This is a genomic window from Embleya sp. NPDC005971 (assembly GCF_040629175.1).
GTDB lineage: Bacteria > Actinomycetota > Actinomycetes > Streptomycetales > Streptomycetaceae > Embleya.
On the sequence record NZ_JBEXUX010000023.1, the window covers coordinates 75,098 to 101,217 of the forward strand.

Annotated in this window: 20 protein-coding genes; 12 read left to right on the plus strand and 8 right to left on the minus strand. The window is 73.2% G+C overall.

Annotation, left to right across the window (positions count from 1 at the left end):
• Positions 1-177: 177 nt before the first annotated feature.
• The 5 genes from ABZ374_RS21465 (at position 178) to ABZ374_RS21485 (ending at position 5,803) form a co-directional block, all read left to right on the plus strand.
• Complete coding sequence (locus ABZ374_RS21465; protein WP_360313339.1) at positions 178-882, plus strand: hypothetical protein; 705 nt, start codon at positions 178-180, stop codon at positions 880-882.
• Positions 883-1,181: 299 nt separating this feature from the next.
• Complete coding sequence (locus ABZ374_RS21470) at positions 1,182-2,786, plus strand: DHA2 family efflux MFS transporter permease subunit (protein WP_360313341.1); 1,605 nt, start codon at positions 1,182-1,184, stop codon at positions 2,784-2,786.
• Between the two features lie 136 nt (positions 2,787-2,922).
• Positions 2,923-3,549: a TetR/AcrR family transcriptional regulator gene (locus ABZ374_RS21475; RefSeq protein WP_360313343.1), complete on the plus strand. Its 627-nt coding sequence runs from the start codon at positions 2,923-2,925 to the stop codon at positions 3,547-3,549.
• Positions 3,550-3,687: 138 nt separating this feature from the next.
• Complete coding sequence (locus ABZ374_RS21480) at positions 3,688-3,918, plus strand: DUF5302 domain-containing protein (RefSeq protein ID WP_355547702.1); 231 nt, start codon at positions 3,688-3,690, stop codon at positions 3,916-3,918.
• Positions 3,919-4,057: 139 nt separating this feature from the next.
• A complete protein-coding gene (locus ABZ374_RS21485; protein WP_360313345.1) occupies positions 4,058-5,803 on the plus strand; it encodes a GMC family oxidoreductase in 1,746 nt (581 codons plus the stop codon).
• A gap of 35 nt (positions 5,804-5,838) precedes the next feature.
• Here ABZ374_RS21485 and ABZ374_RS21490 read toward each other — a convergent pair whose 3' ends face one another.
• On the minus strand, positions 5,839-9,321 hold the full coding sequence (locus ABZ374_RS21490) for a BTAD domain-containing putative transcriptional regulator (protein WP_360313347.1): 3,483 nt from the start codon (positions 9,319-9,321) through the stop codon (positions 5,839-5,841).
• A 167-nt stretch (positions 9,322-9,488) separates the two neighbouring features.
• On the opposite strand from ABZ374_RS21490, the gene ABZ374_RS21495 reads away from it, so the two are divergent.
• Complete coding sequence (locus ABZ374_RS21495) at positions 9,489-10,166, plus strand: hemerythrin domain-containing protein (protein WP_360313349.1); 678 nt, start codon at positions 9,489-9,491, stop codon at positions 10,164-10,166.
• A gap of 251 nt (positions 10,167-10,417) precedes the next feature.
• On the plus strand, positions 10,418-10,963 hold the full coding sequence (locus ABZ374_RS21500; protein WP_360313351.1) for a YbaK/EbsC family protein: 546 nt from the start codon (positions 10,418-10,420) through the stop codon (positions 10,961-10,963).
• Positions 10,964-11,042: 79 nt separating this feature from the next.
• On the opposite strand, the gene ABZ374_RS21505 is transcribed toward ABZ374_RS21500, so the two are convergent.
• Entirely contained in the window at positions 11,043-12,836 is a 1,794-nt protein-coding gene (locus tag ABZ374_RS21505) for an amidohydrolase (protein ID WP_360313353.1), read from the minus strand.
• 183 nt (positions 12,837-13,019) lie between these two features.
• On the minus strand, positions 13,020-14,132 hold the full coding sequence (locus tag ABZ374_RS21510) for a glutamate--cysteine ligase (protein WP_360313355.1): 1,113 nt from the start codon (positions 14,130-14,132) through the stop codon (positions 13,020-13,022).
• Between the two features lie 352 nt (positions 14,133-14,484).
• Here ABZ374_RS21510 and ABZ374_RS21515 point away from each other — a divergent pair, with 352 nt between their 5' ends.
• Complete coding sequence (locus ABZ374_RS21515) at positions 14,485-19,116, plus strand: hypothetical protein (protein ID WP_360313357.1); 4,632 nt, start codon at positions 14,485-14,487, stop codon at positions 19,114-19,116.
• A 306-nt stretch (positions 19,117-19,422) separates the two neighbouring features.
• Complete coding sequence (locus ABZ374_RS21520) at positions 19,423-20,373, plus strand: ATP-dependent DNA ligase (protein ID WP_360313359.1); 951 nt, start codon at positions 19,423-19,425, stop codon at positions 20,371-20,373.
• A 53-nt stretch (positions 20,374-20,426) separates the two neighbouring features.
• On the opposite strand, the gene ligD is transcribed toward ABZ374_RS21520, so the two are convergent.
• From ligD to ABZ374_RS21540, 4 genes are all read right to left on the minus strand, one after another.
• Positions 20,427-21,308 carry a non-homologous end-joining DNA ligase gene (gene ligD / locus ABZ374_RS21525; RefSeq protein WP_360313361.1) on the minus strand — a complete coding sequence of 294 codons (882 nt, stop codon included), beginning with the start codon at positions 21,306-21,308 and terminating at the stop codon, positions 20,427-20,429.
• A 137-nt stretch (positions 21,309-21,445) separates the two neighbouring features.
• A complete protein-coding gene (locus ABZ374_RS21530) occupies positions 21,446-21,724 on the minus strand; it encodes a hypothetical protein (protein ID WP_360313363.1) in 279 nt (92 codons plus the stop codon).
• 258 nt (positions 21,725-21,982) lie between these two features.
• Positions 21,983-22,153 (minus strand): DUF5670 family protein, encoded by a 171-nt coding sequence (locus tag ABZ374_RS21535; protein ID WP_355537031.1) that lies wholly within the window; start codon positions 22,151-22,153, stop codon positions 21,983-21,985.
• A gap of 62 nt (positions 22,154-22,215) precedes the next feature.
• Positions 22,216-23,694 (minus strand): aminotransferase class V-fold PLP-dependent enzyme, encoded by a 1,479-nt coding sequence (locus ABZ374_RS21540; protein WP_360313366.1) that lies wholly within the window; start codon positions 23,692-23,694, stop codon positions 22,216-22,218.
• Positions 23,695-23,845: 151 nt separating this feature from the next.
• Between ABZ374_RS21540 and ABZ374_RS21545 the strand changes: the two genes are divergently transcribed.
• From ABZ374_RS21545 to ABZ374_RS21555, 3 genes are all read left to right on the plus strand, one after another.
• A complete protein-coding gene (locus ABZ374_RS21545) occupies positions 23,846-24,391 on the plus strand; it encodes a GNAT family N-acetyltransferase (RefSeq protein ID WP_360313368.1) in 546 nt (181 codons plus the stop codon).
• A 226-nt stretch (positions 24,392-24,617) separates the two neighbouring features.
• Entirely contained in the window at positions 24,618-25,100 is a 483-nt protein-coding gene (locus ABZ374_RS21550; protein ID WP_360313370.1) for a helix-turn-helix transcriptional regulator, read from the plus strand.
• Positions 25,101-25,129: 29 nt separating this feature from the next.
• Positions 25,130-25,561: a nuclear transport factor 2 family protein gene (locus ABZ374_RS21555; RefSeq protein ID WP_360313372.1), complete on the plus strand. Its 432-nt coding sequence runs from the start codon at positions 25,130-25,132 to the stop codon at positions 25,559-25,561.
• Between the two features lie 32 nt (positions 25,562-25,593).
• Here ABZ374_RS21555 and ABZ374_RS21560 read toward each other — a convergent pair whose 3' ends face one another.
• A complete protein-coding gene (locus ABZ374_RS21560; protein WP_360313374.1) occupies positions 25,594-26,064 on the minus strand; it encodes a MarR family winged helix-turn-helix transcriptional regulator in 471 nt (156 codons plus the stop codon).
• Between the last annotated feature and the right edge of the window lie 56 nt (positions 26,065-26,120).

Sequence of the window (26,120 nt, forward strand, 5' to 3'; positions counted from 1 at the left end):
CCGGTAAACCCGATTGAGCCGATCGGGCGACGCCCGAACGGATCGCCGACGCCCGTTCGGGGGCACCGCACGGGGCGGCGCCGAGACGCTCGCGACGGGGTCGCGACCCGCCGCCACGACGCCCCGCGACACCCCGAGCCACCCGGTCCGGCCGCCGCCCGCCGATAGGGTCGCGGCATGAGCGAGAGCACTGCCCCGGTGGACATCGAGCTGGTCAGGCCGCCCGAAATCCTGCTTGCGCACGAGGAGGTACGGGTCTTCCACGGCGGCATCCTGCGGACGCCGGCCGGGCTGTACACCACGATCGGCATGGAGACCTCGGCCCGGCCCGCCGGCCCGCGCCCGCCGGCGCCGCCGCTGTTCGGGCAGTACGGGGTATCGGTGACCCGCTCGGGCGACCGCTTCGCCCGGTCGGCGCTGGCCACGACGTTGTCGGCCGGGCCGATCCGGTTCACCTCCTGTTTGTTCGGCCATGTCCCGGACGGCGATCTCGTGCTGGACCTGGTATTGCCGACCATCCCGCGTCGCCTGGTGTTGCGCTTCGACTCGGAGCGGCACGACGGCACCGGATTGGCACTGGTCGTGCCGCCCGCCATCGTGCGCAACGAGGCGGGCGTGACGTTGTGGCACGCGGGCGTATTGGCCACGGAGGCCGGTCGACTCACCCACGTGGAGGCGACCTCCGCCGACGATCGCGCGCTGGGCGGCGCCCGCTGGGACGTCGAGCACAAGCCGCTCGCGGTGACCTGGGACGACCCGACGCCGGCCCGCGAGGCGCAGCAGCGGGGGCGGGACTTCGTGAGCACGGACAGTTGGATCGCCGCACCGCACGCGCGCGGCACGTTGTCCTGCGGACCGCTGGACGTGACGCGGGAGTTCTGACCGAGGGCGATCCGCCGGCGGGCGGCGGGCGGGCCGGCGCCGCGCCGGGTCCGGGCCGGGGTCCGGCGACGTGTGGCCGCCCGGCCTGGAGGTCCGAGCGGCCGGTTTGCCGCGCAGCCGGTCCGCGGTGACGTGGGTGTCGTGGGTGTCGTGGGTGACGTCGGGGTCGTTGCCACAGAAGCTCCATCGGGCCGACCGGGCCGGTTCGGTGCGCTTTGCCAATTCTTGGCTTTACGGGCGTATAGCCACGAGCTATGTTTACAGCCGTAAGCACACATGCGTTAATCAGGGGGTACCGCGTGAGCAGCCAAGAATCCCGATCACCCGATGCCGGCTCCGCCGACGTTTCGGAGGCCGCCGGCCACCCGCGTCGGTGGGCCGCGCTGCTCGTGCTCAGTTCGACGCTGGTCGCGGTGACGCTCGACAACTCGGTGCTCAACACCGCGCTGCCCTCGTTGGCGAAGGGGCTGGACGCGTCGACGTCGGATCTGCAATGGATCACCGACGCCTACACGCTGGTCTTCGCCGCCCTGCTGCTCCTGGCCGGCAGCCTGGGCGCCCGGTTCGGCGCCCGGCGCGCGCTGCTCGGCGGTCTCGCGTTGTTCGGCGCCGGATCGGCGATCGCGGCGCTGTCCTCGACCGCGGCCGAACTGATCGCCTGGCGGGCGGTGATGGGCCTGGGCGCGGCGTTCGTGATGCCCGCGACGCTGGCCATCATCATCCGGATGTTCCCGCCGGTGGAACGCCCCAAGGCGTTCGCCGTCTGGTCCGCCGCGGCCGGCGTGGGGGTGCTGATCGGCCCGGTCACCGGTGGCGCGCTGCTGATGCACTTCTCCTGGTCCAGCGCGTTCTGGATCAACGTGCCTCTCGTGCTCGCCGCGCTCGTCGGCATCCTGCGCATCGTGCCGAGCGTTGCGCGCCAGGGCACCACCCGACTCGACCTGCCCGCCGCCGTGTTGTCCGTCGTCGGCCTGGGCGCGCTGGTCGACGCGATCATCGAGGCGCCCGAGCGCGGCTGGACCGCGCCGCTCACCCTCGTCGAGGCGGGCGTATTCGTGCTGTGCACCGCCGCGTTCGTGGCCTGGGAACTGCGCCGCGACGAACCGATGGTGCAGGTACGGCTGTTCGCCAACCGGGGCTTCGTGCTCGCCGCCGCGACGCTGGCGGTGACCTTCTTCGCGCTTTTCGGCACACTGTTCGTGCTGTCCCAGTACTTCCAGCTCGTACACGGATACAGCCCGCTGAAGGCGGGCCTGTCCGCGATGCCGTTCGCGGTGGCGATGGCCACGATGTCCGGCCTGTCGCCGGTGGTCACCGCCCGGCTGGGCATTCGCGGCACGCTCACCGGCGGACTCGGCGCGATCGCGATCGGCCTGTCGGTGCTCGGCCTGACCACCGACGCCGACACCCCGTTCGTCGTACTGGCCGCGGAGATGGCCCTGGTCGGAGCCGGCATGGGCATGATGATGGCCCCGGCGAGCATGGAGATCACCGCGTCGGTGCCGGCCCGGTTCTCGGCGATGGCGGGTGCACTCAACAGCGTGGTCCGCGAACTCGGCGGCGTGCTGGGCATCGCGGTGGTCGGCACCCTGGTCTCCACGCACTACCGGTCCGAGATGGCCGACCTGCACCCGACCGGCCCGGCCTCGGTGGCCGAACGCGACCTGCCCAGCGCGCACGCCGTTGCCGCGCACCTGTCCCCCGAGGACGGCCACCGGCTCACCTCGGCCGCCGACCACGCCTTCACCACGGCGATGAACAACGGCGCCCTGGTGGCGGCGGCGGTCGCCGCGATCGGCGCGATCGTGGTCGCCTTCGGCCTCCCGCGCCGCACGGTCAGCACCTCGGTGGCCACCGGGCGACCCACCGAATCGACCGACGCCCGGGCGGTGCCCGCCGCCTGACGGAGCGTCATCCCGGCACCCGGCGACCGGCCCGACCCGGTCGCCGGGCATCCGTCGTCGGGCGGCCCGTCGGCGACACACCGGAGGAGGCACCATGCCCGCGAGCGCCGCCGGCCCGCCTCGTACGCTGGCCGCCATGGACGACGATCACGGACCCACCCGCCGACGCAATCGCCGCGGCCAGGGAGCGAGGTTGCGGGACGACATCCTGGCCGCGGCCACCGCCCTCATCGAACGCGACGGACACGCGGGCGATGTGACGCTGCGCCGGATCGCACGCGAGGCCGAGATCACCGCGCCGTCGATCTACGCGCACTTCAACGACCTGAACGACATCCTCGACACCGTGCTCAACGGCTACTTCGACGAGTTGCACGCCACCATCGTGGCGGCCTCCGCCGCGGACGCCGAACCGAATGGGGCGCTGCTCAAGGGCTGTCGGGCCTACGCCCGGTTCGCGATGGACCGCCCCGGCCGCTACCGCGCGCTGTTCCTGCGGATGCCCCCGCAGGTCGTCGACCCGGCGGCTCCGCCGTTGCCGCCGCCCAGTCGCCGGGAGGTCTTCCAGACCCTGGTCGACGCGGTGGCGAACACCTCGTCGGCCGACCGCCCGACGGGGACGGACCCGTTCGAGGACGCGTTGGCCGTGTGGGCGGCGATGCACGGCGCGATCCTGCTGCGGATGACGACGCCCGGCTTCGGCTGGCCGCCGCTCAACGATTTCATCGACACGCTGGTCACCCGGACGGCGCGGCTCACCTGAGCGACCCGGCACAGGTCGGCACCGGCAGCCGGTATGTCCGCTCTTGTGAGCGTTACCCGATGCGGGCGTGCCATCCCGGGCTCGGACGTGGAAGGGTGTCCCCACGGATCGCATCCAGTTCGAGAGCAGGAACGCACCATGGCTGACGAGACACCCGCGAACGAGACACCCGAGGAGACGGTCGTCGAGGCCACCGAGCCGGAGACGCCCGAGGACGAGACCAAGCGCAAGTTCCGCGAGGCGCTCGCCCGCAAGCGCGGCACCAAGACCGACGGCACCGGCGACGGTCCGGGCGGCGACGGGTCCAAGATCCACGGTGCGCACGGGCCCGCCGCGCAGCAGCGCTCGTTCCGTCGCAAGAGCGGCTGAATCGGACCACCCCGCACGCCGATTCGAGTCACCGAATCGGACCAGCGAGGGACTGCCTTCGCCGGGTTACCGAGCAGTAGGATCGCCGGATCGCGAGATCTCGTGGCATGCCTCCTGCCCGCCCGGCGAAGGGTCCCCCGTGTTCGACTACGACGTTCTGGTCATCGGTTCGGGTTTCGGCGGTTCGGTCGCCGCGTTGCGGCTGACCGAGAAGGGCTACCGGGTCGGCGTACTCGAAGCCGGTCGCCGGTTCGCCGATGCCGACTTCCCCAAAACCTCGTGGCAGTTGCGCGACTTCCTGTGGGCGCCGGCCCTGGGTCTGACCGGCATCCAGCGCATCCACGTGCTCAAGGACGTGGTGGTGCTGGCCGGCGCGGGTGTGGGCGGCGGTTCGCTGAACTACGCGAACACGCTGTACGAGCCGCCGCAACCCTTCTTCGACGACCCGCAGTGGGCCCGCATCACCGACTGGCACGCCGAACTCGCGCCGTACTACGCCCAGGCCGAACGCATGCTGGGCGTGGTGACGAACCCGCACATGACGCCCGCCGACGAGCACATGAAGGCCGTCGCCGAGGAAATGGGCGCGGGCGACACCTTCCGTCTCGCGCCGGTCGGCGTGTTGTTCCCCGAGGAGGGACAGTCGCCCGGCGAGGAGGTGGCCGACCCGTTCTTCGGCGGAGCCGGGCCGCGCCGGACCACGTGTACCGAATGTGGTTCGTGCATGACCGGTTGCCGGGTCGGCGCGAAGAACACGCTGCTCAAGAACTACCTGTACCTGGCCGAACGGGCGGGCGCCCAGGTGCACGCGGAGCGTACGGTGGGCCGGGTCCGCCCGCTGGGCGCGGGCCGGCACCCGGACGGGTCCACCGGCGGCTATGCGGTGGAGACCGTCCACACCGGGCCCGCGACGGCGCCGCGCGCGCCCCGCACCTGGACCGCCGAGCAGGTGGTGTTCGCCGCCGGCACGCTGGGCACCCAGCGGTTGCTGCACCGGATGGCGGCCGAGGGTACGCTGCCGCACCTGTCCGGCACGCTCGGCCGGTTGACCCGGACCAACTCCGAGGCGCTGGTCGGCGCGGTCGCCCCGACCACCGGGGTGATCGACGCCACGCGCGGAGTGGCCATCACCTCCTCGTGGCACCCGGACGCGGACACCCACATCGAACCGGTTCGCTACGGCAAGGGCTCCAACGCGATGGGGCTGTTGCAGACCCTGCTCACCGACGGGGACCGGCCCCGGGTGCGCCAATTCCTGCGCGAGTCGTGGCAACACCCGGCCCGGTTGCGGCTGATGAACGTGCGCAACTGGTCCGAGCGGGCGATCATCGCGCTGGTCATGCAGTCCCGGGACAACTCGCTGACGGTGTATCGCCGACGCGGCCTGTTCGGCCGGACCCGGATCACCACCCGACAGGGCCACGGCGAGCCCAACCCGAACTGGATCCCGGCCGGCCACGAGGCGGTCCGACGGATCGCCCGACGACTGGGCGGGGTGGCCGGCGGCACCTGGGGCGATCTGGCCAACGTGCCGATGACCGCGCACATTCTGGGCGGTTGCGTGATCGGCGACTCGGCCGCGACCGGGGTGGTCGACCCGTACCAGCGCGTGTACGGGCATCCGGGACTGCATGTCCTGGACGGTGCGGCGGTCAGCGCGAACCTGGGCGTCAACCCGTCCCTGACCATCACCGCCCAGGCGGAGCGTGCGACGGCGCTGTGGCCCAACCGCGGCGAGGCCGATCCCCGGCCGGAGTTGGGCTCGGCCTATCGGCGGATCGCCCGCACCGCACCGGTGGCGCCGGCGGTCCCGGCGGACGCGCCGGGGGCGTTGCGACTGCCGATCGTGGAGGTGCGGTCGGGACCGCGGTCGGCACAGGACTGACGGCGGGCGCGGCAGCGGCTCGGTTCGTGTAGTCCCTAGCCACGTGCCGCTCGGGCGTCGGCCGCCCATTGCTTCGCGTGCCAGGTGTCCGCGATCTCGGCGGCGCGGTCGAAGTGTGCGCGGGCTTCCCTCTCCCGGCCCAGGAAGCGGGCCAGTTCGCCCAGGTCGTGGGCCGGTGGCCGGATCGCCAGGGACAACCCCGCGCACGCGGGTGCGGCGTCGCGCAGCGGGAGCAGGGTCGGGTAGAGCGCGGCGGCCTCCTCGTGTTCGCCCAACGCCACCACCACCGCCGCGCGGAAGACCGACATCGGGGTGTGGAAGAAGTCGCGGCGGATCGGCTCGATCACCGCCCGGATCGCCCGCGCCTGCTCGATCCGACCGTCGGCGGCCACCGCGAGGGCGCACAGGTCGGCCACGAACGGCCCGAAGTCGGCCAGGATCCCCGGTGCCTGTGGCGCGAGTTCGCGGATCCGGCCGCGGCCGAGCAGGATCGTGGCGAGGGCGAGCCGGCGCAGACCGTACGCGTGCAGCGAACCCTGCGCGATCATCGGCTCGGTGGCCCGGAGGTAGTACTCCTCGGCCTCGTCGTGGCGGCCGTCGATGTGCGCGAGAGTGGCGAGCGCGCAGCCGCCGACGCCGATCGCCTCCGGCATCCGGTAGCTTTCCGCGATCGCCGTGCTCTCCTCGACCAACCGGCGCGCGACGGCCGGATCGTTTTGGTCGGCCGCGGCGATGGCCTGGTTGTACCGGCTGTACCAGCGATACTCCGGCAGGTCGAACGCATCTGCGATCCGGGCCAGTTCGGCGGCGGCCTCGGCCCGGGCCGGCGCGTCCGGCAGGCTGTCCAGGTTGCCGGTGAGCGTGGTCAGGGCGAGTGCGTGCAGGTCGGGATCGCCCAGGTCGGCGGCGAGCGCGACGGCCTCCTCGGCCATCGCCCTGGGCCTCGGCTCGATGTCCTCCCCCATCAGCTCGCCTGCGTAGCCGTTCAACAACCGGCATCGGGTCCGCGGGTCGAGGTCGGTGCGCGCGATCAGCCGGCGCAACACCGCCAGCACACCCAGGTCCAGGCTTCCGTACGGCCGGCTCTGCCACGGCGTGGGCACCGTCCACGCGGTGAACGCGGCGATCGTCAGGTCGTCGCGGTGCATCGACTCGGCGGCCTCGAAGGCGCGTTGCCGGGTCAACCGGGCCGCCCCGACGTCGCCGGCCCGGACCTGGGCGCGCAGCAGCCGGCCGAACAGGTCGGCCCGCCGCCCGTCCCGGTCGCCGGCGGTGTCGGCGGGAATCCGGTCCAGGCATTCCAGCGCCCGGCCGAGCAGCTCGACGGCCGTGTCGTGGGCGAACCGGCGCTCGGCCAACTCGGCTGCGGCCACGCACACTTCGACGGCCCGGGCGGCGGTGCCGGCGGTGGCCGCGTGGCCGTAGTGGTAGGCCAGCGCCGAGACGTCGCCGCTGCCGAGCCGTTCCAGGGCGGCGGCGATGCGGCCGTGCATCCGGGTGCGGCGCAGCCCGCTCAGGTCCGCGACCATCGTGTCGCGGACCAGCGCGTGCACGAACCGCACCCGCCCGGGGGCCGGTTCGGTGAGCAGCCCGGCGATCAGGCCGGCGTCCAACGCGTCCAGCACGCCGCCCTCCTCGACCTCGGCCGCGTGCACCAGCACGTCCACGTCGACCTCGCGGCCCGCCACCGAGGCCAACCGCAGTACCGCGACGGCGGGTTCGGGCAGCCGGGCCAGCCGTCGGCGCAGCACGTCGCGGACCCCCTCGGGCACGTCGGAGAGCGCGACCAGGGCCCCTTCGCTGTCCAGCAGGCGGGCGCTCTCCCGCACGTAGAACGGATTGCCGCCGGTGCGTTCGGCCAACGCGGTGATCGTCGCGGGGTCGACGGGCGTCTGGGACACGGCGTCCACGACCCGGGCCACGGCGGCCTCCGGCAGGCCGGGCAGCGCCAGTCGGACCGGCGATCGGCGGGCCAGTCCGGCCAGGGTCTCGGTGAGCCGGCCGGCCACCTCGTCGGGACGGTAGGCGGCGACCACGAACAGCGGCGCGCCGGCGGCCTCGCCGTCGGCCGCGGCGGCGAGCAGGGCCAGCGTTTCGGCGTCGGCGCGGTGCAGGTCGTCCAGCAGGATGGCCAGCGGCCGACGCCGGGCGCCGGCGGCCAGCCAGGACCAGACCGCGCGGTGCAGCCGGAACCGGCCCGCCGCGGTGTCCTGCCCGGGCCCCTCCGCCGGGTCGTCGCCCAGCAGCGGCGCGAGGGCGGCGGCCGACTCGGCCGGCGGCGGCACGATCTCGGCGATCGCCCGCAGCGCCTCCACCCACGCCCACGCGGGCGGTGCGCCGTCGACCTCGGGACACCGTCCGGTGGCCACGAGCAGCCCGGCCCGTTCCAGTTCGCCGGCGAGTCGGCTCAGCAGCGCGGATTTGCCCAGTCCGGCCTCCCCGGTCACCAGCGCGACCCGCAGGCCGGCCGCTCCGACCCGGCCGGCCGCGCCCAGCAGCGCGGCGAGTTCGTCGTCCCGTCCGACGAACAGGTCCGCGGGGCCGCCGGGTCGGGGGTGGATGTCGGCGTCGGGGACCGCGCCGAAGGCCGGCGCCGCGGTCGGGTGCGCCAAACTCGCGGGCACCGCGTCGCGGTCGGTACGGGCAGCGGGCCGGTCGGCGTCGGCGCGACCGGTCGTCGGTCGGCCGGCCGCCCCGGCGGTTGCCTCGTCCCGATCGCCCGCCGCAGCCCGGTCGGCGACGCCGGTCGCCGACCGGAGTACGTCCATGCGGCGACCCAGGATCGCCGCCTCGACCTCGGCGAGGGCGGGCCCCGGGTCCAGGCCGACGTCGGCCGCCAGGACCGCGCGGGCCCGGCGCAGCGTGGCCAGCGCGTCCGCTTGTCGGTTGTCCGCCCACAGCGCCAGGGCGTGCAGACGCCAACCCTCCTCGCGCAACGGCGCCTCGTGGGTGAGCCGTTCGGCGTCCGCAGCCGCGCCCGCCGCGGCGCCCGAGCGCAGGCCGGCGGCGATGTGCAGTTCGCGTGCGCTCAGTTGCAGTTCGCTCAACCGGGCGGCCTCGGCGAGGGCCCACGGCTCGTCCGAGGCGGCGGCGAACGCCGGGCCGCGCCACAACGCGAGCGCCGCCTCGACCAGGGTGCGCGCCTGGGCCGGGTCGGTCTCGGCCCGCTCCCGCGCGGCGCGGAGCAGGTGCTCGAAGCGCCACGCGTCCACCGCGTCGTCCGGCAGGCGCAGGGCGTAGCCGGGTGCCGCGCTGACCAGGATCGTGGCCGGGGCCCGTCGCGGTCGACCCGGTTCGAGCAGGCGACGCAGGTTGGACACGTACGCCTGGAGGGAGGTGACGGCCTGGGCGGGTGGTTCGCCGCGCCACAGGTCCTCGATCATCCGGTCGATCGACACGACCCGCCCGCGCGCGGCCACCAGGAGCGCGAGCACGGCGCGCTGGCGCGGACCACCCAGTGGCACGGTCGCATCGTCCACGTCGGCCTCGAACGGGCCGAGCACACGCAGGTAGACCATCCATCCCCCTATCCGGTTCGAGCGGCTCGGCCGGCGGCGAGCCGCTCGCCGGACAACTCCGTCGGGCGGCTCCATGTTCCTTCCAGGATTCCTCCAAGACGCCCGGACCAGGCTATGAGCATGCCCGGCGACACCACGCCGAGGGCCCACCGAAGGGATCACCCGCCATGACCGCCTCGTCCTCCTCGCCCGTCTCCCCCGCCTCGGCCGGCTTCGACACCCGGGACATGGTGATCGTCCACCGCGGGCTGCGCCGCGAATCGCGGCTGCTGATCGAGTTGGTCGCCGCCGTCGAGCCGGGCGACACCGCCCGGGCCAAGGTACTCGCCGACCACTTCGACCTGTACCGGTTGGGCCTGCACGGGCACCACACCGGCGAGGACGAGTTGTTGTGGCCGCCGCTGCTGGCGCGGGTCGACCTGGAGGCCGATCTGGTGCTGCGGATGGAGGCCCAGCACGAGCGGGTGGCCGGTTCGCTGACCACCGCCGGGGAACTGCTCGCGGCGTGGGCGGCGAACGCCGGGGGCAACGAGCGGGACGCGCTGGTCGCGGCGCTGGTCGAGCACCGCGCGGCGCTGATCGAGCACCTCGACGAGGAGGAGGCCGAACTGCTTCCGCTGGCTCAGCGGCTGCTCACCGCGCAGGAGTGGCACGCGATGGGCGAGCACTTCGTGGAGACCACGCCCAAGCCGCAGATCCTGCTTCTGCTGGGGGTGGTGCTGGAGGACGCCCGCCCGGCCGAGCGGGCCACGATGCTCGGTGGGCTGCCGCTCCCGGCCCGGCTGCTCTGGCACCTGGTCGGGCGCCCGATGTACGCCCGCATGGTCCGCCGGGTCCGGGGCTGAACGCATCGACTCCCGGTGCCCGTGCGCCTGTCCGCCCGCGGCCGGATCCGCGCCCCCGCGACGCGCACGCACCGCCGGGTCCGGCGCGATCCGGGGGTCCCGACCCGACTCGACCCAGGCGACGCCGGTCTCGGCGACCCGGAGCCGGCCCGCACCCACCGCACGCGGCCCACTCCCATCGACGCGCCGGTGGCGCACATTCGGCCCCGCGCGCCGACCCGAAAGTGTCGTCGATTGGGTTGGATGGCCTCATGAGCACCGCACTTGCCGTTCATCCCGCCCTGTCCCACCCCGAGTTGCTGGCCGAACCGGTGGCCCGTGCCCTGGCCGGTTGGCCGGCCGGGGCCGCCGATCCGGTCGAGGTCGCCGCGATCGATCCCGAACTGGCCGACACCGCCGCGTTCTGCGCCCGCTACGACGTGGCCCCGGCCGACGGAGCGAACTGCGTGGTGATCGCCGCCAAGCGCGGCGGCACGGTCACCTACGCGGCGTGTCTGGTCACCGCCACCACCAGGGCGGACGTGAACGGCCTGGTCCGCCGGCACCTCGACGCCCGCAAGGCGTCGTTCGCGCCGGTGGACGTGGTGCTCGCGGCGACCGGGATGCAGTACGGCGGGATCACCCCGATCGGGCTGCCCGCGGACTGGCCGATCCTGATCGACGCCGCCGTCGCCGCGCACCCGCGCATCGTGGTCGGTTCCGGGATTCGCGGCTCCAAGCTGTGGGTACCCGGCCGCCTGCTGGCCGAACTCCCGGGCGCGCGGGTGCTGCCCGGCCTCGGCGTCCCCCTGGCCTGATTCCCGGTCCTCCCGCCCGTGCCGATCCGGCCGTGCCGACCGCCCGTGCCGATCCGGTCCGGGCGGGAGGACCACGCCGTCAGCAGTGGTGCGTGAACAACTGCAATCCCACGCCCGAGGGCACCGGAACGGGCATCTCCTCGATCGGCGGGTGGATCGTGCGACCCGCCTTGATCGTCTCCTCGATGGTGATCCTCGCGATCGCCTCACCCGGTACGGTCACCGGATTCGCGCTCAGGATCACCAGGTCGGCCAGCTTGCCCACCTCGATGCTGCCCTTGTCGGCCTCCTCGCCGTACTGGTAGGCCGCGTTGATGGTGATCGACCGCACCGCGTCCGCCCCCGAGACGCACTGATGTTTGCCCAGGACCATGCCCTTGCGGGTCCTGCGGGTGACCTGGCCGGACAGGATCGCGATCGAACTCGGCCGGGCCACCGGCGCGTCGTGGTGCGACGTGTAGACCATGCCGCGGGCCAGGGCCCATTGCGCGGGCGAGATGTCGACGGCGCGCTCCTCCCCGAGCACCGTCTCGTAGTACCAGTCGCCCCAGTAGAACGTGTGCATCGAGAAGAACGACGGGATGATGCCCAGCCGGCGAAACTCCTCGATCTGGTCCTCGCCCGCCGTCTGACAGTGGATGCCGGTCGTGCGCCGATCGGCCGGCCGCGCCTCCCGGGTGGCGATCCGCACGCAGCGGATCAACTGGGCGATCGCCTCGTCGCCGTTGACGTGGGCGATCACCTGCCAGCCGTGCGCGAAGCCGGCCCGGACCTGGTCGAGGGCGACCTCCTCCTCCAGGGTCGGGTAGCCGCAGTAGTCGTCGTCCAGGCCCTCCGGCGGCGTCAGGTACGGCTCGCGCAGCCAGGCCGTCCGGCCCTGCGGAGAGCCGTCCAGGTTGAGTTTGATCCCGGCCGCCCGCAGACCGTTCAGGTAGTCCGGGCTCGCCTCGACCAGATGCGGCGCCTCGATCGCCTCGGCCGCCTTGACGTAGACCACGACGTCCAGGGGCAACGGCGCGACCGCCGCGAGGGCGCGCAGGTCGCCCAGCACCGCCAACTCCGCGGCGCCCTCCTGCACCGTGGTGAAGCCGTAACTCGCCGCCGCCTGCAGACCCTTGGCCAGGAACCGGGCCCGGTCCTGTTCGGCGATGCCGATGATCGCGTGACCGGAGGCGGGGAAGAACGCGGTCTCCTCCAGCACCCCGTTCGGTTCGCCGAACGGCAGTACCGACTCGTCGCCGCGCCGGATCACCCCGCCCTTGGGGTTCTTCGTCGCGGCGCTGTACTCCAGGAGTTCCAGCCCCTTGCTGTTCACCGCGCCCAGGTGGAACGACTGGTGGATGGCCAGCACCGGTCGCTCCGTGGAGACCCGGTCCAGGTCCTCCCGGGTCGGGTGTTGCCCGCCGGCCAGCCGCGCGTCGTCGTAGCCGAAGCCGACGATCCACGCCGATCGCCGGCCGACCTCGCCGTCCGCGAACTCGCGCAACTTGCGCACGATCGCGTCGACGTCCCCGACGTCGCCGTCCGGATCGCCGAGCAGGTCGGCGATCGTCTCCTGGAGTCCGGTGCCGACCACGTGGCCGTGCGGATCGATGAAGCCCGGCAACAACGCCCGGCCGGCCAGGTCGTACAACCGGGTCTCGGGCCCGCGCCAGTGTTCCAGCGCCCGGTCCAGGTCGCCGACGAAGACGATCCGGCCGTCCTTGACGGCGACCGCCTCGGGCCGCGCACCCGGCTCCGCCCCGACCACCTCGGGGCCGGGCCCACCCGCCACCGTCTCGATTTCGCCGCCGTGGAAAATCACGTCGGCCGCGCCGGGCTCGGCTCCCGGGCCCCCTTGTGCGCCCGTCTCCGGCGCGAATCCCTCCGACATCACCGCTCACCCCGTCCTTCGTTGTATCGACACCCGTGTCGCTATGCAGTCTGTCGGCGACGGACCGTTACATCGAAGGTGATATTCGGACATCCTGTGTCGGTCGGGCCGACCAGGGGACGAATCGGGCCCACGCGTCGGCGGGCCACTCGGCCGAGCTCAACCGGCATGGCAGGCCGACGGCTACCCGGCCGACGTATCCGAGACCATCAGGTCCAGCACGCCCGGCAGCCCCCCGGCCACGAATGCCGCCCGCTGCCGATCGGCCCCCGTCCCCTGCCGGATCAGCCGATCCACCAGGGCGAACACCCGCGTGGTGTCCCCGAAGCGATCCAACACGGGGGTGACGTGCGCGAGCATCTCGTGGACCAGGTCGCCCGCCTCGACCCGACGGGCCGTGCCCGCCGGCCCCACCGGCCCGAACAGATCCCCCTCCAGCCCGTCCCGGGCCGCCAACCAGCACGCCGCACGCAGCAGTTCCGGGTCGGGTGCGGCGTACGGCGCCTTCTCGCCGTGCTGTTGCAGCGCGGTGACCACCAGTGCCCGGATCAGCCCGGCCAGCATCACCGCGTCGTCCGCCCGCAACTGCACGTCCGGACAGCGGATCTCGATGGTGGGGAATCGTTCGGACAGTCGCACCTGCCAGTACACCTGACCTCGGTCGAGCATCACTCCCACCGCCAGCAGCGCGTCCACCCTGCGTTCGTACTCCTCCAGGTCGACGAACACCGGTGGTTGACCCTCGACCGGCCAGCGCGCGTAATGGATCGTGCGCCAACTCGCGAACCCGGTGTCCACCCCCTGCCAGAGCGGCGAGTTGGCGCCCATCGCGACCAACAGCGGCAACCACGGCCGGATCCGGTTGACGACCTGCACACCCGTCTCCCGATCCGGCACCGCCACGTGCACGTGCATCCCGTGGATGAGTTGCACGTCGGCCAATCGCCGGGCGTTCTCGGCGATCGCGAGGTAGCGCGGATGTTCGCTGATCTCCATCGGCTTCCCGTCGCCCGCGGGCGTGGTCCCGCAGGCGACCAGCCGGCAGCCGACCCGTTCGGCCGCCGCCGACAGTTCGCGTCGCATCCGGTACAGGTGCCGGCCTATCTCGTCGAGCGAGGAACACACCGGAGTGGCCACCTCCAACTGGGCCTTCAGCAGTTCGGGCTGCACGTCTCCGACGCCGTACCCGGGCCGTAAGCTCACCTCGGCCCGGACCCGCTCGGCCGCCGGCACCGGCAGTCCGCTGACCGGGTCCACGAGCAGGTACTCCTCCTCGACACCCAGGGTGGTCTTCACCGAACCGTCCTTTCGAGCGGGCGAACCCGCCGGGCAGGGCCTCCACTCGGACCCGACCCGTCCGCAGCCGGTATGCGCCACGACCGCGCCCGGTTGCTCATCGGCTCCGGGAACACCCCGGCACCCCACCGGGTTCGGCATCGCGACGCAGTACGTACTCGACCAAGATCCGGACAGGCCGTACTACTTGGGAGGACTCGCTCGGTTGTACCCGTATCCACCGCAGGTCGACACGTCGACCCGGGGTCGCGTCCGAGTCGGGCGAGTCCGCTTCGGGGTCGGCGTCCCCGATGTCCGGGCGTTGTGATGAGGTGGAACCCGCAAGTGGAACGGGCGAGTACGGGGGCACGTGATGTCACGGGTGCAGGTCGCGAACAAGGCTCTCCTGGTCGGGCTGCTGTTCGAGGGGGCCGCCGTCGGCGACCTGGGCCGAGTCCGCCGGCGGATCGGCGACGACGTGATCGCCGCCCTCCTGGGCGACCGGAAACTCTCGCCCGCCCTGCGGGCGTTGGCGGCACACGATCCCGACCCGTGGGTCCGCCGCCGGCTCGCGCACAACGGGACGGTGCTCACGCCGACCGACCTGGCCGCGCTGTTGGAGCAACCGGACCCGGTGGTCGACCGGATCGTGCACACGCATCCCGAGGCGACCACCTGGATGCGTCGGGTCGTGCTCGCCCCCGGGCGCCACACCGGGACGCCGCACCCGTTGAGCGCGCTGCACGAGGAGTTGCTCGCCCGGTCCGCCGAGGATCCGCCGGCCCGCGGACCGGCCGCCGCGGTGGTCGCCGAACGACCGGAGCTGGTCGCACACGCGCTGCGGGTGTGCGCCGGCACCCTGACCGCCGCCGAGGAACTGCGCGGCCTGCTGTCCCTGAGCCGACACGGCGGCACCGACCTGCTGCCCGAGGCGCTGCGCCACGTGCGCCCCGAGGTGGCCGCGCTGCTCGACCGCCCGGGCGAGCCGGCCGGGGCACACCGGGCCGCGGCCGACGCGCTCGCCGTCGCGGTGGCCGAGGCCGAGGGCCCCGCCGGACTGATCGCCGAACTGCGCGCCGGATTCCATCCCTCGACCTGGCGCCGGGAGGTCGACTGGGCCGCGCTGCGGGTCGAGCAGGGGCGCGAGCCGCTGCCGGAGGCCGCCGCCGCGCTGCTGGCCGCCGACCCGGACTGCCCCGAGGACCTGCTGGTCGCGCTCTACACCGCGCATCCGACGACGGTGGGCCCGGTGGCCCGGCCGACGCTCGCGGTGTTGCGGGCGGCGATCGGCACGCCCAAGCACCCCGCACTGGCCCGGATCGCCGCGCTCGCCCGCGAGTTGGCCGAACCCGCCGACCCGGCCCGGGTGTTGACCGAGGTGACCCCCGCCCGGACCGCGGTCGCCACGTTGGTCGAACTGCCGGAGTGCCCCGAACTGCGCGCGTTGCTGCACCGACACCTGGGCCGCCACGCCGGCCGCTGGAACACCCTGCGGGCCGTGCTGCCCCGGCACCGCGACGCGCTGCCGACCCTGCTGGCGGGCATCGAGGCGGGCACCGTGACCGCGCCGCCGGAGCAGGCCGGCGGTCCCCCGCCGACCCTGACCAAGCCGTTCCGCCACCTGCTCGTCTGCGCCGACCCCGACGACCTGCGCGAGTTGTTGCCCGAGTTGCCCGACACCCTGGTGCGCGACCTGCTCTCCAGCGGCTCGCTTCCCCCGCACGTGCACGAGGCGGCGATCACCTCGACCGACCCGCGTGCGTGGCAGGCGCTGGCCGGCAATGTCGGTCTGGACATCCGCGAACTCGCCCGCCTGGTCGCCAAGCAGGTCCCGGCGGTGGACGCCGCCGCCTATCTCGGCATGCGCGCGACCCCGTCGCTGCGCCGCGTCATCGCCCGACGCGCACCGCTGGACCCGGGCCTGCGCAGCGAGTTGCTCGCGCACGGCGACCGGCGCACGCTGCTGCCGCTGGTGGCCGGCGGCGAACCGGAACTGGCCGCGCGGGCGCTGGCGTTCGGTTGCCGCAAGATCGCCCAACAGTACGCCTACATCAAGGTGTGGGAGCGGCACGGCCCGGACGGCGTGCGCACCCTCCTGGACCGGAGCGGGGCCGACACCGCGGCGCAGATCCGCAAGCGGGTGGAGGCCGCCCTCAAGGCCGAGGACGGCCTGGCCGACCTGCGTGCGAGCGGCGAGCCCTACGACGACCCGGCCACGTTGCCGCACCGTCTGCAGACCCGGACCAGTCGCACCACCGTGCGCGACCTGGTGCACGAGCCGTACGCCCACGACTTCCCGCTGCTGATGGCGGCCAACCGGGCGGAACCGTTCGCCTTCGAGGCGATCGACGACCTGATCCGGCACGAGGACGCCACCGACGAGGATCGGGCCCGGTTGTGCCTGATGCTGGTCAACGCCCAGCGCACCTACGCACGCCGGACGATCGACACCCCGCCGCCGGAGTGGCTGCGCGCCGAGCCGTTCGGCCGGGACGAAGCCTGGGTGAACGCGGCGGTGGAGAACGACCTGCTCGATCCGGTGCAACTGATCGACGTGGCCCATCCGGCTCAGGCCGTGGTCCAGTCCGCGCATTCGATGAACCCGGAGACCGTGCTGGCCCCGATGCGGGCCCGGCTGGCCGAGCTGACCCGGGAGCATCTCGCGGGCCACACCGAGGCGTTGGCCGTCGCGGTCGGTCTGGTCGACGGCTTCACCGGGTCGCTCGCCGAGTTGGTGGTGCTGGCCGGCCAGGTGGCGGGTCCGCGTCCCGACGCCGATGAGCTGGCCCGCGCGGACGCCGCGACGCTGGAGGCCGCCCGGCGCGAGGCGGCGGAGAGCGCAAGCAGCGAACCGGCGGCCGAGCCGACGATCCGACGCGCCCGGGTCGGCCGCGCCGCCGAGCCCGATCGTTCGTCCCGGCTGGTGGCGGTGCAGGTACTGCGCACCCTGGCCTCGGGGCCCGATCCGCAGGGCGTTCCGGTGCCGGACGATCCGGACGTGCTCGCGGCGCTGGCGTCGGTGCGGATCGCCGACACGCCGGGCTACGAGTTCCCCGGTTGGCTCTACCAGGCGTGTTTCGACAGTGCTTCGGTGTGGCCGCGTGCGGCGTTGGGGCGCCGGGTGTTCGACGAGTCGGTGGCCAACGACCTGATCGACCTCGGCGAGCCCGAGGTGCTGGCAGCGATGGCCGAGAACAAGGACCTGGAGGAGCCGACCCGGGATCGGCTCGCCTCGATCCTGGCCGGCACGCCCGCAGAACGCCCGGAGCAGTACCCGACGTCGGACACCTGGCCGGGCCCGGCCCGGCCGGATTCGTACCTGCGCTGGATCCGCGAGTACTACGACGAGCAGCGTGGCGGTGGCGATTTCCTGGCCGAGAGCGCCTATCGGCACGGCTTCGTCGGGCCGCTCGACCTGCTCGGCGTGCTGCCCGCACGGGCGTTGACCCCGCTGCCCAGGAAGTGGCGCTCGCGGATCGTGGCGGATCCGCTGCACCGGGCGATCGAGGTGTCGGTGGCCGAGCGGCTGGGCGTGGACCCGGCCCGGTGGTCGGCCGCGCTGCTCGCCATGGGTACGGCCGGCGACCGCGCGTTGCCGGAACTCCTGGACGCGGCGGTGGAGTCGGCGGCGGTCGGCGGCGCGGGCGTGGGCGATTGGCGGCGGCTCCGGTCGCCGATCGTCGTCGAGTTCGAGGCGGCGTACGCGAACACTTGGCGGATTCGGCGCGGTTGGCGGTGGCCGGCCGGCGATCTGCTGCTGCGCGCGTCGCCCGAGGCGCTCGCGGTGCTGCTGCCGCTCCTGGGCACGCACGCCTACCCCACCCTGTGGGCGTATGCGCGCCACGTCGAGTACGCGTCGAGCGCGTTGGACGAATACGCGTTCCTGACCGGCGATCGGGACGCGTTGCGGATCCTGGCGGCCCGGCGTCGCGACGCCGAGGTCCGGGCCCGGCTGTTGCGGCTGGACGATCCGGAGTTGAACGCGGATCTGTACGGGACGCCGTCGGCGCGCGAGCACGTCGCGCTGCGCCGCGCGGTGTTGTCCCGGGTGCCGCAGGGTCGGCCCGCCGCCGGACCGGCGGATCTGCTCGCGCTGGACCCGGTGTTGCGCGAGCGGTTGTCGGCCGACCGTCGGGCCACCGCTTCGGTGCTGCCGGCGCTGCGGATCAAGGTCGAGGCGGCCGATCCGGAGCTGATCGAGCACGCACTGCGCCAGTTGGGCAAGAAGGCGTCGCTGCTGGACCGACTGCTGGGCCTGCGCGGCCTGTTGCGCCACGGCGGCGCGGATCGGATCGGCGACCTGGTCGAGCAGGGCGTGTTGGGCGCGACCGCCGGTCGGGTGGTGGTCAAGGCACTCGCGACGGCCGATCCGGACGCGGCGCTCACCGAGCGGATCGACCGTGAGCGGTCCGGCGAGAAGCTGGTGACCAAGCTGCGCAGGTGCTTCGATGGCACCGATGCCGGCGAAGTGCTCGACCTGCCGTATCTGCGCGACTGGGCCCTGATCGTGGCCGAGCACGAGCGGGAGCCGTTCCCGGCCGAGGTGGTGAACCGTCTCGTCCTCCAGCCGGATTCGCCCGCACGGCTGCTCGAACTGGGGCCGGTGTACTACCGGGTGGCCCGCACGGCGGCGACCCTGGACGCGGCGCACGCGCGCGCCTCGGTGGCCTTCGGGAACAGTGTCCTGGGCGACGCCGCGTGGTACACCCACCTGGACCACCTGGTCTCGGCCGGCCTGTTGACCGGCCACGACCTGGTACACCTCGCCCGCGGCGCCGGCTCGCTGCTGCGCTGGATCGCCGAGGCCACCCGGCGCATCGGGGTCGACCCCGCCATCCACGCCGCCGCCACCGAGGCGCACACGGAGATCGCCGCCCTGCTCAAGACCCACCTGGACCCCGACCCGACCCGGTGGCACCGAGTCTTCGCCGCCCTCGCCGGCTGCGACCCCACCTGGCTCCCGGAGTCCCCCGGCTCCACCATCGAGGCCCTGCTGACCCGCTGACCCCACCCGACCGAGCGGCCCCGATCGGCACACCGCGTTCGCGGGGTTTGCCCCGGGGTGAATCGCGGCAGAACCGGCGCTCCCCCGGGCGCCTCCGTGCTCAATGCCGCTCCCCCCGCACGACCGGGCGACCCTCGTCGACCGGTTCGTTCCGACAACACGCGGGCACCGAACGTAGCGGATCGGGCGACCGTCCACCACCGAGGTCGGCGCGCCGACGGCTTCGGTGGTGGGCGGACCGGGCGGCGTTGGGCCGTTCGGGGGGGCGGGTGTGTAACGGTGGGGTGGTGCGACCACGTTCCTCCCATGGTCGATCTGCCGGTGTATCCGCCCATGCTCGCCACCTCGGGGGTATTGCCGCCGGTCGCCGAGGACGACGCCTGGGCGTACGAGACGAAGTTGGACGGGCAGCGGTGTGTCGGCTACCTGCCGGGGGACGGCACGGTGGTGTTGCGGGCGCGGTCGGGGGCGGACATCACCGCGGCCTATCCGGAGTTGCGCGGGTTGCGGACCGCGTTGGGTACCCGGTCGGCGGTGCTGGACGGGGAGGTGGTCGCGCCGGACGAGCATGGGCACAGCGACTTCGAACGGCTCCAGTCCCGGATGGGGTTGGCCGGTCGGCCGGCCGAGGCGGCCCGAATGCGCGAGCGGGTGCCGGTGCGGCTGTTGTTGTTCGACGTGTTGTTCCTGGGCGGTGAGCCGCTGCTCCGCCGCTCGTACGCGGACCGGCGCCGGGTGCTCGAAGGGCTCGATCTGCGCGGCCCGCACTGGTCGACCCCGGCCGCGCTGGTCGGTCACGGCGAGGCCGCCCTCGCGGCGACCCGGGCGGAGGGTCTGGAGGGGCTGGTCTGCAAGCGGCTGGACTCGCTCTATACGCCCGGCGAGCGCTCGCCGAACTGGGTGAAGATCCGGCACGTGCACACCGTGGACGTGATCGTGGGTGGATGGGTGCCCGGTCGCGGCCGGCTCACCGGGCTGCCCGGCGCGTTGCTGGTGGGGGTGCGCGAGGGTGGGCTGTTGCGCTACGTCGGCGCGGTGGGCACCGGCTTCGGCATCCGGGATCGGGTCGTGCTGGGCGAGTTGCTCGAGGTGTCCTCGATCGACGCGTGCCCGTTCACGCCGCAACCCGTGGTGGCCGACGCGCGCTGGGTGTTGCCGCGGCTGGTCGGCGAGGTGCGGTACTCGATGCGTACCCGGGCCGGCCTGCTGCGCCATCCGTCCTGGCACCGGCTGCGGCCGGACCTGGCCGAGGACTGACCGGGTCGAGGTCCGACCGGACCGACAGCCGAGGACCGACCGACCAGGAAGCCCTACGGCAGCCTGCCCGTCGTCTCGGCGGCGAGCAGCGGCGCGAACCCGTCGCCGTCGCGGGCCACCCGTTCCAGCACCTGCGCCGGGGTGAAGACCAGCTCCGCGCGCGATTCGATCTCGGCCCAGGACACCGGTGTGGACACGGTCGGTTCGGGCTGCGCACGCAGGGTGTAGGGCGCGGCGGTGGTCTTCGCGCTCGCGTTCTGGCTCCAGTCCACGAACACGTGGTCGGTGCGCAGCTTCTTGGCCATCCGGTGCACGACCAGGTCCGGGTGCTCCCGCTCCAGGTGCATCGCGAGTGCCTTGGCGTAGGCGCCGACCGCCGCCTCCGGTGTCGGTTCCAGGGCCGCGTACAGGTGCAGCCCCTTGCTGCCCGAGGTCTTGACCACGCAGGTCAGCCCGTCGGCGGCGAGCAGGTCGCGGGCCAGCAGCGCGACCCGGCGACACTCGGGCAGGCCCGCGCCGGGTCCGGGGTCCAGGTCGAGCACGAGCCGGTCGTGGGCGTCCGGGTCGGTGCCCCACTGCGGCACGTGGATCTCGATCGCGGCCAGGTTGGCCGCCCACATCAGGGTGGCCAACGAGTCGACGTCGACGTGTCGCCGGTTCTCCTCCCGGCCGACCACCTCGATCGTGCGCACCCAGTCGGGCGCGCCGGCCGGGACGTTCTTGTTGTAGAAGCGGCTGCCGCCGTCCACGCCGTGCGGAAAGCGGATGAACGTGGCCGGGCGTCCGGTGATGTGCGGGAGCAGGACCGGGGCGATCCGGGCGTAGTAGTCCAGGGCTTGGCCCTTGGTGTATCCGGTCTGGGGCCACCACACCTTGTCCAGGTGGGTGAGCGTCAGCGAACGTCCGTCGACTGTCGTGGCGATGCGGTCCGGCATGGGAGGAAAGTCCCCCGCTGCCGCGTTTCGATGCGCGGGGCCGAGCAATCGCCCGGCGGCCTCGCGGATTCCGGTCGGCGGCCCGGTGGACCCCGGTCGCCGGCCAGGCGGATTTTCGGTCGGTCGGTCGGCGGTGTTCAGTCGGTGGGGAATGCCGCCACACGCTCGTCCAGCGGCACCGGCTCCTCGGCGATCCCGTCCGCCGAACCGCTGGCGAAGCGGGCACACACACCTCGGCAGGCGAAGGTCTGCCGCTCCTCCACGTGTCCGACCGGCACCGCGTCGTGCGCGGGTCGGTCCGCTGCGGCCCGCAGGTCGCGGCCGCACATCGTGCAGGCCAGGCCGTAGGTCATCTCGACCGTGGTCTCCGGTCGAGCGCTTCGGCGGTGTCCCGCGATCGAGTGCTGTGAGTACATGGGTTCGAATCCTCTGGTCGGTCTGGTGCGCGAATGTCCGGATCGCCGCAGACGACGCCGCCGTGGATGACGGCATACGAGGTGCCCTCGGTGTGCCCAAAGTACTCCTACCGTCACGCCGTCCGGACCCCCGCGCAAAATCGTTTCGACATCGCGGCGCGGCCGAATCGGCGCGTGCCGCGCCGACCGACCCCGGGCGCGGCGACGGGGCCCGTCACCCGGACGGGCCCCGTCTGCGCCGGTTCGGCTACGCGTGACTCACCAGCGATACCAACGCCCGCGCCGACCACCCGCGCCGGCGCTGCGGAAGACGAACCCGAGGGCCCAGAGCACCAATACGATGACGGCGATCCACCAGAGAGCCTTGAGGGCGAATCCCGCACCGAACAGGATCAAAGCGAGCAAAAGCACGACAAGCAGCGGAATCATCTTGAACCACCTCCGGCCGACGTCTGCCCCGGAAGTCTCGGTTCACGCGGTGCGTCGCAAATTCATTCGAGGGCGTCTGTGTCGGCGCCAGCCGGTGTGCCCACACCCAGGTCCGCGGCCACCCGGGCACCGATCTCCCGGACCACCTGCGCGAACAGTTCGACGTCCGCCGCCGTGGTCCGCCAGTTCACGATCGCCGGACGCAGCGCGACCCGGCCCGCGTACACGGTGGTACCGGCGTACACCCGGCCGTCCTCGTTCAGTTCGGCGCCCAGCCGGCGATTCAGCTCGTCGAGTCCGGCCTCGCCGAGCGCGGCTTCGGGGCGGTAGCGCAGGCACACCACGCACAGCCGGACCGGGGCCAGCAGTTCCAGTTCGGGGGCCTGCTCGACCAGCGCGGCGAGATGGTTCGCCAAGTCGTGGTGCCGCTCGATCATCGACCGGTAGCCGGACCGGCCGTAGGCGCGCAGCGTGGCCCAGATCGGCAGGGCCCGGGCCCGACGCGAGGATTCCGGCCCGAGCGAGGCGTAGTTGAGGTGCGTGTCGCCGACACCGGGCAGGTAGGGGGCATTCCACGCGCCGAACGCCCTGCCCATCAGCTCGGCGTCGCGCACGAAGGCGAAGCCGCTCTCGTAGGGCACGTTGAGCCACTTGTGTCCGTCGGCGGCCACCGAGTGCGCCCGCTCGACCCCCCGGACCAGGTGGCGAAGCCGCGGCGAGACCCCGGCGAACAGGCCGAACGCACCGTCCACGTGCAGCCACGCGCCATACCGCCGGGCCAGGTCGGCGAGCGCCTCGATCGGGTCGAAGTCGCCGGTGTCGACCTCACCCGCCGCGGCGATCAGCACCGCGGGTCCGTCGATCTCGATCAGCGCGCGCTCCATCGCGTCGATGTCCACCCGGCCCACGTCGTCGCGCGCGCACACCCGCAGCGTGTCCCGCCCGCAGCCCAGGATCTGCAACGCCTTGCGGTTGCTGGGATGGACGTATCCGCTCGCCAGTACCGGCATGGTCGGCAGTCCGGCGAGACCGTCGGCGCTCACGTCGACGCCGTGCTGCGCGGCCCACCAGTGGCGCGCGCAGGTGAGCGCGGTGAGATTGGCGAAGGTGGCGCTCGGGGTGAGTACACCGCCGTACGCGTCGGGCAGCCCGAACAGGTCCTTGAGCCAGCCGAGCACCACCGTCTCGGCCTCGGTCGCCAGCGGCGACGCGGCCCACAGACCGCCCGCCTGGTCCAGCAGCGCGGTGATCCAGTCGCCGGCCTGAGCGGCGGGCGTGGCGCCGCCGACGATGAAGTGGAAGAACCGGGGCCCCGAGGACTGCATCGCGGCGCGGGTGCCGACGTCGAGCAGTTCCTCGACACTGGCGAGTGTGCCGTCGCCACGCTCGGGCAGCGGCCCGCCCAACCGGTCGAAGAGCGCGTCGGCGGCCGGATTGCGGACCGGCAGTTCGGGCAGCGCCTCCAGGTAGGGCCCGGCGGCCTTGGCCACCAGGTCGAGGGCGGGCCGGACGAGGTCGCGTTCGTGGAGGGGGTCAGCCATACCGGCAGGGGAACACGCGGGCCCGGTCCGCGTCGAGTATTTCCTTGCTGTGCAAGGTCGTTGACGGTTCATCAGGACGGCGGTGCGTGGGGGACGCGCGGCGCGGGGAAGATCCGCCCGGGGGGGCCGATCACCTCTGTCTGGAGGACGCGTGGCAACCGACATCGAGCGGACCCATCACCGAGGCGGCGACCTCGACGAGATCCGGCAGGTGCTGCTCGACATCTACGCCGAGGTGTACGCGGCGGATCTGGACCGCCCCTTCCAGTCGGTGCACAACTTCGCGCGGCGGCTGGCCGGTTACGCCGCCGCGCCGGGCTTCGAGTGCGTCGTGGGCTGGAGCCGGGACATCCCGGTCGGCTACGCGTTCGGCTACCCGCTCCGGGCCGGTGCGCGCTGGTGGGTCGGGTTGACCGAGCCGGTGCCCGCGGTGGACATCGAGGAGGACGGCCGGCGCACGTTCGCGCTCAACGAGCTGATGGTTCGCGAACCGTGGCGCGGTTCGGGTGCGGCCCGCGCCATTCACGACACGCTGCTGGCGGCCCGTACCGAACAGCGGGTGACCCTGCTGGTGGATCCGACCCACCCGAGGGTGCTCGCGCTCTACGAGCGGTGGGGCTATCGGGTGCTCGGCGATCTGCGTCCGGCCTGGCCGGACGCGCCGCTGCTCACGGTAATGCTGCTCGATCGGCGCTGACCCGGTGCCGCACACACCGGCACGGGCGTCGGAGGATCCTCCCGATCCGAGCACACATGCCGGCAGCGCCGTGGGGTGATCACACCGATTCGTACCCGGTGCGCACCGCCCCGGCCTGTGCGCGTGCGGTCACTTCCGGGATTCGCGGACCATCCGCCGTTCGCCCCGGGCGGCCGGCCGGCAACGTCGCGCGCCGAGGCCGCCCTTCGCGCGGGCAGCCGAGGCGATGGCGGCGTTCCGGACCCGGGTCACGGCCACCGACGTCGCGGCCTGGGAAGCCGACACCGCCCGCCCGAATGAGCCACAACTCCTGGCGTTGGCGCAGGTGTTGTGGTGTTCGCCGGCCGAACTGATGGGCCGGCCTGGCACCTTGCGCGAGCCGCGGTTGTTCGCTTCGGAGTTGGCCCGGCGGCTCGGTCTGCCCGAGCCGTTCCATCCGGGGCCCAGGCGGACAACCGCCGGCGCGGTGACGAGCGGGCCGGCGCGGCGCCGGCGCGCGAACTCGCGCTGGACCTGCGCGGCCCGGCCGAGGTGGCCGGTGCTGCGACGGGGCACGGCGGTGGATCCGGAGGAGGTGGTCGACCGGTTCCGGGCGCCGCTCGGGATCCCGCCGGCCGACCCGACGGCGGCCGGGGTGTGGCGTACCCGAGCTCGGGCGCGTCGTGGCACGGCGCGGCGCGGCGGCACGGAGAAGCTTGCCTCTGTTTAGTTTCGGCGTGCGTGCGTAGGGTGCGCGCCATGAGTGACGCGACCGCGAACAAGCGGCTGATCGAGCAGTTCTGGCAGGACCTGTACACCCGCGACTTCGCCAAGGTCGCGGCCTGTTTCGCCGACGACGGCCACTACACGGACGTCGCCGCGCCCGGTCCCGGCGCGACCGGGCCGGCCGCGATCGAGGCTCGGTTGCGGTTGGGCCTGGAGATGCTCACCGGCTACATCCATCACCACCGCAGCACCGTCGCGGAAGGCGACCTGGTGGTCACCGAGCACGCCGAGGAGTGGCACTGGGAGAGCGGCGAGCAGGTGATCCTGCCGTTCGTGTCGATCCACGAGTTCCGGGACGGGAAGATCGTGCGCTGGCACGACTACTGGGACTTCGGCACGCTGATGAACGCCGCGCCGCAGTGGTGGCTGGAACACGTCGCCAAGGGCTACGCGCAGGGCGCCTGACGGCTTCGCCCGCGCCCGCCGGCGGGCGCGGGTCACGGGCGGGCCTCCAGGTGCTCGACCACGGTGTCGGCGATCTGTTCCAGCAGCGCGATCTGGTCCGGGGTGAGCAGGTCGATCAGGTTCCGCCGGACCGAGGCGACGTGCCGGGGTGCGGCCTCCTCGATCACCCGCAACCCCTCGGCGGTCAACACGATCTCGGCACCGCGCCCGTCCCGCGCGCACTCCTCGCGGCGGACCAGGCCGCGCTGCTGCATGCGCTTGACGTGATGCGACATCCGGCTCTGCGACCACAACATGCGCTCGGCCAACTCGCCCAGCCTGCGCCGGTGCCCGCTCGCCTCGGAGAGTTCGGACAACACGTCGTAGTCGGGATCCGACAGGCCCGAGTCGACGGCCAGGTCTCGGGCCACCCGGGTGTCCACGAGCAGCCGCAGGCGGCGGTATCCCCGCCACGCGCGCTGCTGCCCCGGGTCCAGCCAGGGCGTCTCCTCGATACCGGCCATGGCCGCCAATCTAGCAGCTACTTGACATGTCATATACCTGCCCGCGACGATTTACA